This is a genomic window from Paenibacillus sp. UMB4589-SE434, from assembly GCF_030226685.1.
Taxonomy (GTDB): domain Bacteria; phylum Bacillota; class Bacilli; order Paenibacillales; family Paenibacillaceae; genus Paenibacillus_B.
The window spans coordinates 1,159,160-1,172,507 of record NZ_JASOYK010000001.1 but is presented as its reverse complement, the minus strand read 5'-3'; the positions used below and the strand labels follow the sequence as shown (position 1 = coordinate 1,172,507).

The 13,348-nt window shown below is 44.9% G+C and carries 7 protein-coding genes; all 7 read left to right on the top strand.

Annotated elements, in window-relative coordinates; all coding sequences use genetic code 11:
- Positions 1-83: 83 nt before the first annotated feature.
- The 7 genes from QP775_RS04970 to QP775_RS04940 all read left to right on the top strand — a co-directional run bounded on the left by QP775_RS04970 (position 84) and on the right by QP775_RS04940 (position 13,308).
- A complete protein-coding gene (locus tag QP775_RS04970) occupies positions 84-1,466 on the top strand; it encodes an ABC transporter substrate-binding protein (protein ID WP_285104103.1) in 1,383 nt (460 codons plus the stop codon).
- Positions 1,467-1,597: 131 nt separating this feature from the next.
- On the top strand, positions 1,598-5,977 hold the full coding sequence (locus tag QP775_RS04965; RefSeq protein ID WP_285104101.1) for a polysaccharide lyase family 8 super-sandwich domain-containing protein: 4,380 nt from the start codon (positions 1,598-1,600) through the stop codon (positions 5,975-5,977).
- A gap of 303 nt (positions 5,978-6,280) precedes the next feature.
- Positions 6,281-7,792: an alpha-L-fucosidase gene (locus QP775_RS04960; RefSeq protein WP_285104099.1), complete on the top strand. Its 1,512-nt coding sequence runs from the start codon at positions 6,281-6,283 to the stop codon at positions 7,790-7,792.
- Between the two features lie 128 nt (positions 7,793-7,920).
- Positions 7,921-8,883 carry a sugar kinase gene (locus tag QP775_RS04955; RefSeq protein WP_285104097.1) on the top strand — a complete coding sequence of 321 codons (963 nt, stop codon included), beginning with the start codon at positions 7,921-7,923 and terminating at the stop codon, positions 8,881-8,883.
- Positions 8,884-8,946: 63 nt separating this feature from the next.
- A complete protein-coding gene (locus QP775_RS04950) occupies positions 8,947-9,612 on the top strand; it encodes a bifunctional 2-keto-4-hydroxyglutarate aldolase/2-keto-3-deoxy-6-phosphogluconate aldolase (RefSeq protein ID WP_239327774.1) in 666 nt (221 codons plus the stop codon).
- Between the two features lie 281 nt (positions 9,613-9,893).
- Entirely contained in the window at positions 9,894-10,547 is a 654-nt protein-coding gene (locus tag QP775_RS04945; RefSeq protein ID WP_285104094.1) for an L-fuculose-phosphate aldolase, read from the top strand.
- 292 nt (positions 10,548-10,839) lie between these two features.
- Positions 10,840-13,308 carry a glycoside hydrolase family 95 protein gene (locus QP775_RS04940; protein WP_285104092.1) on the top strand — a complete coding sequence of 823 codons (2,469 nt, stop codon included), beginning with the start codon at positions 10,840-10,842 and terminating at the stop codon, positions 13,306-13,308.
- Positions 13,309-13,348: the final 40 nt, after the last annotated feature.

Here is a 13,348-nt window from a genome sequence, read left to right as displayed (position 1 = left end):
AGCAAGTTCCAAACGTTATATACTGTGCCTGTAAGCGCTAACACGTGTCTTGATTAAGACAATACATGAGGGGGAATTCGCACATGGCAAGAAAAGCTAAACGTAATCTTCTTATTTCCACATGCATACTGCTAGCATTAATGATGTTTACAAGCGCTTGTGGAAGCAAAGCTGCTGACGAATCAGCACAATCGAACGGTAGTGCAGATTCTGGGGCAAAAGAAGTGACGCTTAAGTACTATAACTGGGATAATGAGTCCCAAGAAGGCGCTACAGACGCAATGCTGCGTGAGTTTGAAGCAGCTAACCCTGGTATTAAAGTCGAACATGTCGTGCTCGTTCCAGGTAATTCATTGGAAATGCTGAAGAAGTTAGACTTTCTGATTTCGTCAGGAGATGAAGTTGACGTAGTTCAATTACCAAGTTCATCAGCGGTCGTTGAAAGAGCAGTTCGCAGTGCATTTACGCCACTGAATGAATTCTATGATAAAGAAGCTTTGAAGGCGACAGATGAGTATTATGTAAATCCAGAAGTAGATGGCAAATACTACGGGATGCAATATACATCAGGTTATACGTATGTAATGCTCAATAAGAATGCGTTGGATGAAGCGGGACTGCCTGTTCCTAAGTACGGCTGGACATGGGATGACTATCGTGACTATGCGAAGAAGCTCACAAAAGGTGAAGGCGTAGATAAACGATACGGCACATATTTCCATACATGGGAATTGTATATGAATGCCCCAGCGCAAACGGTTATGAAAGATCCGTTCCGCTATGACGATGGCAGTACAATTCTGGCTGACCCGACCTATCCGTACTTCTTCCAACTGCGTAAAGACATGGAGAGCGTAGATAAGTCAGCGAAACCTTACGCGGATATTTTAGCAGCTAAGCTTAACTATCGCAGTGAATTCTTCGGTGGAAGTGCAGCGACGATCATGTCAGGTAGCTTCACGATTCCTGATCCAGGTAATCTTGAGCAGTATCCACATGATTTTGTGACTGCTTTCGCGCCAGTTCCTTTGCCTCCAAAGAATGCTTTGCCTAAAGAATATGAGGAAGGTAAATACTTTGTTGGCGGTTCGCAATTAGCAATGGGTTCAACAACGAAGCACAAGGAAGAGTCATATAAGCTGATGCGCTTTATGTCTACAGCAGATTCAACGAATAGACTAGAGTTTTCCGGTTGGAAGAAAGCAGATCAAACCGCACTATTGGAGCGTATGATCGGTAAAAACACGGACAAGTACGATGTAGAGTCGTTAAAATCCACACTGTTTGGCGACGATATTAAGTATTTGGATGCTTCCAAGGTGCTAACCACTTCGAGTGCTGATTTAACAAAAGTGATCGGCGATGGCTTCAGCAAATTTATGCTTAGCAACGAGCCAATTGAAAAAGTACAAGCATGGATGGTTGAAGAAGCAACAAAGATTATTAAGGAAAAAGAGAACAAGTAACGATTAGTAAGTAACATCATAAGTAGTAATCCGCTGAAACAAGGCGTCTCTACATTCCATGCTATATATAACGTAAATAGCGTGGATAGGGACGCCTTTGAAGTATATGCTCAGGGCTGGGGTGAAGAGTGATGAAAAGAATACTAAGTTTGTTACTAGTAATTACGATAGTAGTCACGTTGTTGCCTGTTGGTACAGGTGTGGCGATGTCATCTAATACTAATAATGTTGTGCCAAATGGTGATTTCGAAATGACAGCGGTGCCGAGTGGGACTTGGACGCAATATACGGATACAAATCCCGCACCAATTAATTGGGACACATGGATTCCTGTAGGTTCTGGTAAACCAGTTGGTAGGACAGTAAGTGTATCGGTCGATACCTATAATCAGTATAGTGGTCAGCAATCGCTGTTGATTGATGCTTCCAAAACAAGCCGCGTATCTATTAATACAAAGGCACCTGTTGAGGCCGGTAAATCTTACCGCTTACAAGTATGGTATAAAACCGAAAATATTGCAGGTGGCAGCGGCGTTTATTTTCGCACCTCTGTGCAGAATGCTTCTAACTCAAAATTAATAGATGGACCTATTTCAACGAAAGTGTATGGTACGAATGATTGGACAATGCAGCAAGTTTTTTTTACGGTGCCTGTTGGTGGTGCCAAATTTTTTGTTGAATTGTTTTTAGAAAATTCCACAGGCAAAGTGTGGTTTGATAACATTCGACTGGAGGAATATGACGGCATAACGGGGTTAACGCTTGAACCGACGGCAAGGATGATGACGGTTGGAGAAACGAAACCGCTTACATTATCCATCACTCCAAATCACCTACCATCTCCCAAAGTAATATGGAGTACTACCAATGAGAACGTAGCTGCTGTTGATCAAGTTGGTAATGTAACAGCAGTTGCTGCGGGTGTAGCTACAATTACTGCTGCAACAGAAGACCAGATGATAAAGGCACAAAGTAACATTGGTGTAGACTCCGCAGAAACAACAGCTGCTTATGACCAATTGCGTTCACGCTGGAAGCAGAAGTTAGTCGGTGCTGCAGATGCTAGCCTTGCTGCTGATCCTGCTATTCAGGCACTAGTAGCTGAGATGGACAATAGTGTATCCAATGCCACGAAGAGTGGTTATCTTGATACACTTAGTACTAATGATAACAGTCGCAAATATTTATGGTCAGATCTTACGGATAGCGTTGATACGAAGGAGCAGCATGCCAACAACATTGTTAGCGAGTTTACTCGTATTAAAACAATGGCAACCGCTTACAATACAGAATCTTCCCGTTTCTATCACGATCCACAGCTGCGGGATGCCATTATAGGTGCCTTGGATTGGATGTACGCTAAGCGTTATAACGAGCGTTTATCCTACAGCAGTTCTAGCAGCTGGTGGGGATTTGAAATCGGTGCACCACAGCTGTTAAATGATTGTTTGATCCTTATGTATGATGAGTTGAATGATCAGCAAATAGGCAACTTTATACGGACAATTGATAAATATTGTCCTAACCCAACAAAGCGGGTGCAAAATAGCTCCGTGATCGAGACCGGTGGCAATTTGCTGGACAAAGCGCTTGTTGTAACTCTTCGCGGCGTAATTGGTAGGAATAGCGCTAAAATTACGCAAGGACGGGATTCAATTGCATCAGAATACAACTATGTCACGAATGGTGATGGTGTATATGAAGATGGTTCACTGGTGCAGCATGCGAATATCGCTTATACGGCTGGCTATGGTGCAGTTTGGCTCAGCCGCACGGCGGATATCACCTATTTGCTCAACAATTCACCATGGCCAGTGACTGACCCACGTGTAGCTAACATTTATAAGTGGGTGAGTGATACGTTTGAACCAGTTATTTACAAAGGGCTGTACATGGATATGGTTAACGGTCGGGGGATCTCCAGAAAAGATTCGGGTACGGCTCGCGGTACGATTGTAGCTTTAGCAAGTTTAGCAGAGGGTGCACCTCCAGAAGTTAGCGTTAACATACGTAGTATGGTTAAGGAATGGGTAAGCAAGGATACAACCTTTGATGATTACTATAAAGGCTTGCCGATTTATAGTGTGGTGTTGCTGAAGAAAGTGATGAATGATCCCGTTGCACCGCGCGGTGAGCTGTCGCACAGTTACATGTTCAACGGTATGGCCCGTGTTGCGCATCATCGTCCGAATTATGCTTTTGGGCTAAGTATGTTCTCAGACCGCATTTCTGCCTTTGAGATGGGCAATAAAGAGAATTTAAAAGGTTGGGATACTGCTCTTGGCATGACCTATATTTATAATGAAGACTTATTGCAATATCGCGATGGATTTTGGGCAACGGTTAATAGTTTCCGTTTGCCAGGCACGACGACAGACGGTTCTGGAGAAGGGAAGATGCCAGGCGAATGGGCCTATTATTACAATACGAAAAGTCATGTTGGCGGCGCATTACTAGACCATTTGTATAGTGCAAGCGGCATGGATTTCTCATTAACGAAAGTAACGGGTAGTGATTTAAGTGGTAAGAAATCATGGTTTATGTTCGACGATGAAATTGTAGCCCTCGGTACAGATATTAGTAAAACATCGGCCGCTGTAAAACCGGTAGAGACGATTGTTGATAATCGTAAGTTGAATAGCAGCGGTGATAACGCATTTATAATTAACGGGGTGCAGGTGCCTACAGCATTGGATTATGCAGCAGATCTTGACGATGTAAACTGGGCGCACCTGGCGGGCAATCGTGCAGGTTCTGGTGCAGATATGGGCTATTACTTCCCAACTGCGCCTACACTACATGTCGTACGGGAGGCGAGAACAGGCTCTTGGTATGACATTAACAACGCTCAATCGAAAGATAAGCTGACACGCAACTATGCTAGCATTGCCTTTGAACATGGGACTAATCCACAAGCAGCTAGTTACGAGTATGTGTTGCTTCCGGGTATGACGACGGCACAAACACAAGCATATAGTGAACAACCAGCAGTCAAAGTGCTGAGCAATACATCAACCGTTCAGGCAGTGAGCAATAAACAGCTTGGGATCACCACTGCGAATTTTTGGAGTGCGGGTTCTGTCGGGAGTATCAATGCCAAATCCGCTGCTGCTGTCATCATGAAAGAAGACAGTGGTGAACTGACAATTGCGATATCCGACCCAACGCAAAAGCAGAACACAGTAACGATTGAAGTTCACCAACCGAACTTGACATTGCTAGCTGCAGAAGCGGGCATGAAAGTTACACCGATACAAGATGGTGTTAGCATTGAAATCAACACTTCAGGATCGCTTGGCAGGACGTACACGACAACATTTGATCTCGGAAAGACTTACACCGTAACTGTGGAAGGTGTAACAGCAGATAAACAGGCTGCCAAGAAGGGTGAAATCGTAACTGTTACACTGGATACACCTGTGGGTAAAGCGTTCGAAAAGTGGATCGTAACGCCAGCAAGCCTGACATTAACCAAAGATACAACAAACACTAACAAGTATACGTTCATCATGCCAGGTGAAGCAGTTAAAGTAACAGCAGCGTATAAAGACGATATACCGGTAGACAAAACCGCACCTACATGGCCGCAAGGTGCACATTTATTAGCTTCAAGTGTTGGTGAAAAGAGTCTATTACTTTCATGGACAGCAGCAACGGATGATACAAGTGTAATAAGTTATAAGATTTACAAGAATGGTGTTGAATTCATTCAATTACCAAGTAATATTACGAGCTATACTGTCAGTGGTCTAACAGCAAACACGAGCTATAACTTTGAGGTTAAAGCGGGTGATACAGCAGGAAACTGGAGTGATGGTCTCCCTGTAACGGTAAGGACTGAAGCTAGCTCTACGGGTGGCGGATCGACACCATCACCGGGTCCAATAACACCAACACCTAATCCTAAACCTAAACCAACAGAACCAACTAAACCGATAGAACCAGTGAAACCTACTGATCCAGAAACGCCTAAAGTAGATTTGTCAGACATCACAGATCATTGGGCTAAGGCTGCCATTGAAAAATCAGTTGAACTTGGTTTTGTAAAAGGCTATGAGAATGGAACTTTCAGGCCGAATGGTACGATAACTCGCGGTGAGATTTCAACTATGTTAGCTAGAGCGCTGAAATTGGAGCAAGTGCATACAGCATTTGGTTTTGTGGATGAAAGTCAAACACCAGTATGGGCACAGCCATTCATTCAAGCACTTGCAAAAGCGGGATATATTTCAGGTTATGAAGATGGTACATTCCGTGCAAATAAAGAAATGACCAGAAGTGAGCTCGTTGTTATGATTGTCCGTGCACGGGGTCTTGAAGTACATCCAAATGTGACGCTGACATTTGATGATGCAGATCAGATTCCAGTATGGGCCAAACCCTATGTAGCAGCAGCTGCAAAAGCTGGTCTGATAAAGGGGAATGGGGATGGTAAATTTAATCCTAATGTTTCTACAACTAGAGCCGAAGCAGTTACTTTAATTCTACGCATGTTAAATGGTTTGAAATAAGAGATGCTGAATTTTGTAGATAAGCGGTCAAAAGTGAATGTTCCGTAAGTTAATTCCAGTTTAGAGTTTTAGAGTTAATAAAGGCTAAAATAAACAATCGAAAGCCAAGGTCTGATTTTAAGGATCTTGGCTTTCGATGTTAAGGTCAAAATATTGCATGTTTATAAAAAAATAATACATGTTTTTACCTATCTTTGGTTTGCTATTATGTACCTTAGTTAGTTTTTTAATTTCTATATAGATACGTATTATATCTTTTTTATATCCTTCAATATATTGCTAAGGGAAGATGAGAGGGGGGCGATGGTTATTAACAGCAGTGGAGCTATAAGAACTGAGCAAGTTAAAGCGGCAGCGTTGGTGCGGCCGTCAGAGCGACAGTTGGCGATACAAGAGATGGAGTTTTATGCTTTTGTACATTTTACAGTAAATACGTTCACGGATCAGGAATGGGGCAGTGGACAAGAGCAGCCGGATATTTTTAATCCGACACAGTTCGATGCACAACAATGGGTGAGCGCGTGCAAGGCTGCTGGGATGAAAGGGCTGATTCTGACTTGTAAGCATCACGATGGGTTTTGCTTGTGGCCTAGTGCGTATACAGCGCATTCGGTGAAGAATAGCCCGTGGAAAGATGGCAAGGGTGATGTCGTTCGTGAGGTGGCTGATGCTTGTCGTGAAGGCGGGTTGAAGTTTGGAATTTATTTATCACCTTGGGATCGTCATGAGGCTTGTTATGGGGATTCCCCCGCTTACAATGAATATTTCAAAAGTCAATTGCGCGAGCTGTTGACGGATTATGGGAATCTCTTTTGTGTATGGTTTGATGGGGCATGCGGTGAAGGGCCTAACGGTAAAAAGCAGGTATATGATTGGAATGGCTATTATGCACTGATTCGTGAATTGCAGCCAGAGGCGAGTATTTCGGTTTGTGGACCGGATGTGCGCTGGTGTGGCAATGAGGCGGGGCATTGTCGCAAGTCGGAGTGGAGCGTAGTACCTGCGCAGCTGCAGGATAAGGAGCGAATTCAGGAACATTCACAGCAGGAAGATCATGCTGAATTCGCCAAGCGTTTCACTTCAGAAGATGAAGACTTAGGTAGCCGCGACATTATCGCCAACGTATCGGAGCTTGTCTGGTATCCAGCAGAAGTAGATACATCGATTCGTCCGGGATGGTTCTATCATGCGAGTCAAGATGATCAAGTCAAGTCGCTGGATGAGCTGCGGAATGTATACTATGGTTCGGTCGGAGGTAATGCAACACTCTTGCTAAATATTCCTGCTGATACGCGCGGTCTGCTACACGAGAATGATGTGCAGCGGTTAGAGGAGTTGGGGGCTTGGATTCGTAATACGTTTGAGACAAATGTGGCGTGTGATGCAGCTGCTACGGCCAGTGAAGCGATGGCTGGACATGAAGCTGCCAATGTCTTAGATGGCAATCGAGATACGTTTTGGGCACCTGAGCAAGGTACAGAGGTGGCGAGTATCACTGTCGACTTAGGAAAAGCGCAAACGTTCGATCATATCGTACTGCAGGAGTATCGCTATACGCAGCGGATTGAACGTTTCAGCTTGGAGTATTGGCAAGCTGATGCTGCTGCAACTACAGAGGCAGGCACGAATACAGGTGCAGGCACAGGGGAGTGGCGGCCAATTCTGGATGGTACGATTATCGGCCACAAGCGAATTTGCCATTTTCCAGCCATAAGCAGCAGTCGATTACGCCTTCAAATCACAGGCTCACGTTGGTGGCCAAACTTGTCCACATTCGAGGTGTTTTATAGTCAGGTTCTTCAGGACGAATCATAGGAAGCTTATATGTGGTAACTAGCAATAGATTTGTAGGCTGGATGTACACGGCTGTCAATGCAGCCTATAAAGCGGCAGAAGATAAAAGCTAGGATTATCGGATAGATAGAAAGAGATGGTGAAGGTGAATGAACAATATAAATTCTCATCCGGAAGTGGTCACCTTCGGGGAAAGTATGGCCCTATTGATCGCCGAGGGAGGAAAAGGTCTTGAGTACACATCGAATTTGTCGCCATCCTTTGGTGGAGCTGAGACAAATGTTGCGATCGGTTTGTCAAGACTTGGACATTCCGCAGGCTGGTGCGGCCGGCTTGGAGATGATCCGTTCGGGCAGCGGATTTATAAGATGGTGCGGGGAGAAGGCGTAGACGTTACACGTGCTTCATTCACAGATGAAGCTCCAACAGGACTCATGATTCGAGAGAATACGGCTGGAAGAAGCTCTGTTTATTATTACCGCAAGCTATCGGCTGCTAGTAAAATGACGCCTGAGCACTTGGATGAGGAATATATTGCAGGAGCAAAGATTTTGCATATTACCGGGATCACACCTGCGTTAAGCACATCCTGCGCGGAGACAGCGGCAGCAGCAATGGACATTGCGAAGTATCACGGAGTCAAAGTAAGCTTCGATCCGAATTTGCGCTTAAAGCTATGGGATGTTAAAGCAGCACAAAAGGTTCTTTTGCCATTGGCGCTAAAAGCAGATTATTTCTTACCGGGATTAGATGAATTGAAACTGTTGTATGAGACGGAATCGATGGATGAGATCGTTGCCAAGCTCAGTGAGCTGTCCGCTGTTAGCATTATTAAAGGTGGCGAGGACAAAACCTATATTCTGGAGAACGGTAAACTGTCAGCGGTTCCTTACTACAAGGTTGATCATGTAGTCGATACTGTAGGAGCTGGAGATGGCTTTTGTGCCGGATTTCTAGCTGGTTTGCTGCGAGATAATAGTCTTGTGGAGGCGGTTCGTCTCGGTAATTTGATCGGCTCACAGGTAATCCAGAATGTTGGAGATTGGGAAGGTCTCCCTAGTGGAGCACAAATCGAGCGATTGCTTGCCGGTAAGACGCATGTTGAGCGATAAGGTATTTGGTAAACGGAAATGAATTTCTGATGAAGTAAAAAAGAGATGGGTGAGGAGAACGATATGAAGAAAATGCAGCTTATTCAGAAGATTGTACAGGAAGGTGTCGTTGCCGTACTTCGCGGTGAAACGGCAGAAGAAGTTGTTGCAATGGCCGAGGAAGCGATACGTGGCGGAATTAAAGTGATAGAGATTACGATGACAGTTCCGTTTGCGTTAAAAGCTATTGAGAAACTAGCTCAAACATATAAATGGGATTCATCGGATGAATCTACTTATGCAATTATTGGCGTAGGGACTGTGTTGGATGCTGAAACGGCACGCGCGGCGATTCTTAGCGGTGCCCAATTCGTAGTGTCTCCTTGCCTTAGCGCTGATACCGTAACCTTGTGTAACAGATATCGTGTACCGGTGATGCCAGGAACAATGACCATCAAGGAAATTCATGAAGCGCTTGAGCTTGGCGCCGATATCGTCAAGCTATTCCCAGGCAACCTGTATGAGCCATCCGTAATCAAGGCGATCAAAGGCCCATTGCCGCAGGCTAACATTATGCCAACCGGCGGTGTATCGTTGGATAACCTTGGTGAATGGATAAAAGCCGGAGCGGTTGCGGTAGGGATCGGTTCCGATTTGACGAATGAAGCCGTAAAGAACAAAGATTTTTCGTTGATTCGGAAGAAAGCTGCCGCTTATGTTAGTGCTTATCGTCAGGCAAAAGAGATATAAAATATAAAGAGCAAGTAGTAAGGCCATGTATGCCTTGCTGCTTGCTCTTTTCTTTATATTTATGTCGTAATTTGCTCGTGAGGATCAATCCTACTTGCATATAGCGATCCAAATCCGTCAAAATGAAGCTAGCAAGTACACGAAAGGATAGATTCAATTTGGAAACGAGTCTACAATCCTGCTAGGGAGCAAGTTATGCGGTGTATCAACAAGAACGGTTACAAAAACGGTTACATAAACGATTAGAGACCAATCGAAAGATAGAAAGGAACTAACAAGAGATGTTAATGGAACAAGCAAGACATGAATTGATAAAATACGGAAAAAAGCTAGTCGAGAACGGCTTGACGAAAGGCACGGGCGGCAACCTTAGCATCTTCGATCGTAAGCAGGGGACTGTGGCCATAACGCCTACAGGTATTGATTTTTACGAGATTGAACCCGAAGATATCGTTATTCTCGACCTTGATGGTAATGTCGTCGAAGGCATGCGCCTGCCTTCATCGGAATGGGAAATGCACTTAGCACAATATAAAACGCGTGATGATATGGATGCTGTTATCCATGCCCACACGATGTATTCAACTGTGCTTAGCTGCTTGCGTTGGGAACTGCCAGCTACCCATTATATGATTGCTGTTGCAGGTCCAAGTGTACGTGTAGCCGAATATGCCACCTTTGGTACACATGAGTTAGCGGTTAATGCCACGAAAGCGATGGCAGGACGTAAAGCTGTTATCCTAGCCAACCATGGCGTATTGGCGGGATCACAAGATTTGCTTAATGCCTTCAACATAGTTGAGGAGTTGGAATACTGTGCGCAACTTTACGTGCTCGCGAAGAGTGTCGGCGAACCTATAGTGCTACCTGATGCAGAAATGCATCATATGGTAGAGAAGTTCAAATCTTACGGACAACGCAAAAGCACTGTCTAAATCATTCGAAATGATATATGAGGATCGGACGAGTCAGCAAGTATGAATCGTCCGATTTTTTTTGTGCCGTATGACCAGAAAAAAACGTCTAATGAGTATTGGTTGTTACATGATTTGAATTGAGCATGATGTATGCAGTTGAAACTTCCGATAGGTCAATAAACGACACAAACATGGTCATAATCGTGCATCTATTTTTTAGTGGAATGTCGATATAATGGTGCGAAGTACGATATTGGGAATAGAATACGAGCTATTACACAGGATTCTTTAAAGAAATGAGGGTAGCTTAATGAATCATGTCAGATGTGACATAAATAAATGCACCCGCAATGAAGAGAGCAGCTATTATTTGCTTGAGCGGACAGCGGCTAGCAAATGGACGGAAGCGTTTCCAATCGGTAATGGGCGCTTAGGGGGCGTTGTATATGGCGGTATACAGCGTGAGCAGATTCAATTAAATGAAGATTCGATTTGGTATGGTGGTGCAAGAGATAACAATAACAGATCTGCGCAGGCGACGCTGCCGGAAATTAAAAACTTGCTGCTGCAGGGTAACGTGCGCAAGGCAGAAAAGTTAGTGTTGAAGCATATGACTAACGTACCACAATATTTCAACCCTTATCAGACATTAGGTAACTTGTTCTTGGATTTTGATTCGGATATAGAGGTTCATGCAATCAACAATTATTGTCGTGAGTTAGATTTGGAGCATGCTTTGGTTCAGGTAAATTATGAAGTGGCATGCCAAGATAAGGAAGGAAGAACGGCAACTAAGGCAGTAGGTGAGGTTCAGAAAGATGCAATTCAGTACAGCCGCGAGATATTTTCTAGTGCCGCTGATCAAGTGATGGTCATCCGGATGACCACGACCGCTGCAGCAGGCTTAACCTTTGCGGCTAAAATCGATCGTAGACCATTCACAGGTAAAATTATTCAGTCCGATGATAGGCAAGCTATTGCCATGCAAGGACAACTAGGAGCAGATGGCGTACGTTATGCCGTTGTGTTGCGCGCAGTAGTTGAAGGTGGACAGTGTCAGACGGCGGGCAATTATCTTGATATTCGCCAAGCTCGTGCAGTCACGCTCATTGTAGCAGCACAGACTTCATTCCGCTGTGATGATGCTTATGCTGTTGCTTCGCAACAAGCGAAACAGGCAGCTAAAGTGCCATATGAGACATTGAAGCAGCGGCACTTGGATGATTATAAGCCGTTGTTTAACCGTGTGACGTTAGATTTGGAAGCGGAAAAAGGAAGCAGAACCGAGCTACAGCAGCAGATTCCGAGAGAGCAATCCTTATCGACGTCAGAGCGATTAGAGCGATACCGGCAAGGTGCAGCTGATAATGGACTGGAGGCTCTGTTTTATCAGTACGGGCGTTATTTACTGCTTGCGAGCTCCAGACCGGGAACTCTACCAGCTAACTTGCAAGGGATTTGGAACGATAGCTATACGCCTCCATGGGAATCGGACTATCATCTAAACATTAACTTGCAAATGAACTACTGGCTTGCCGAGACGGGGAATTTAGCCGAATGTCACATGCCGCTATTTGATTTTATTGAACGCTTAGTCATCAATGGACGCCAAACAGCACGCAACATTTATGGTGCACGCGGATTTGTTGCCCACACGAGCAGCAATCTGTGGGCCGATACAGGCATTTACGGTGAATATGTGAGCGCCAATATGTGGCCAATGGGTGGCGCATGGATTGCGCTACACATGTGGGAGCATTATTGTTACAATGGCTCGCTTTCATTCTTGCGCGAACGTGCGTATCCCGTGTTGAAAGAAGCCTCGTTATTTTTCTTAGACTTCTTATTGGAGCTGCCATCAGGACAGCTGGTGACCGTACCATCTCTATCACCAGAAAACTCGTATCGTAGTGAACAAGGTGAAGTCGGGGCGCTTTGCTATGGTCCTTCGATGGACTCGCAAATTTTGTATGCGTTGTTTACAGCATGTATCCGTGCAGGTGAACTGTTGAAATTGGATATAGAAGAGAATATGGAACAGGAGGCCAAAGCGGACAAACATCTGATGGCACAATGGCAGCAAGCGCGCAGTAAGCTGCCACAGCCGCAAATCGGCCGCCATGGACAAATTATGGAGTGGGCGGTTGATTATGATGAAGTAGAGCTGGGGCATCGCCATATTTCTCATCTATTTGCTTTGCATCCAGGGGAACAGATCATTCCTCATCGCAGCCCTGAACTCGGACAAGCTGCTAGATTCACGTTGCAGCGGCGTTTAGCCCATGGTGGAGGACATACAGGCTGGAGTCAAGCGTGGATTGCAAACTTCTGGTCAAGGTTAGATGAGGGAGATCAGGCACATCTGAGTCTACGTAATTTATTATGCAAAGCGGTACATCCGAACTTGTTCGGTGACCATCCTCCATTCCAAATTGATGCCAACTTTGGTGGAGCAGCAGCGATACAAGAGATGTTATTGCAGTCGCACGGGGATGAAATCCGATTGCTGCCAGCCTTGCCACTTGCATGGCAGCAGGGTCATGTTACTGGCTTACGTGCTCGGGGTGGCTTTACCATTGATATGGCATGGCGGGCAGGCAAGCTGCAACAGGCGCAGATAACGTCTACGATTGGTAATCCTTGTGTTATTTATAGTGCGGTTCCGCTTACTTTTTGTATGGATAAGCCATTAACGGCAGTGGCCGCAACACAGCCTGCACCACATACCTATCAGCTGGATATCCCGCTTGGAGCTACCGTTACAGTAAGCTTAGCGTAGGTTACTCTTGAGTTAGTATACATTATAAGGAAAAAAAGAA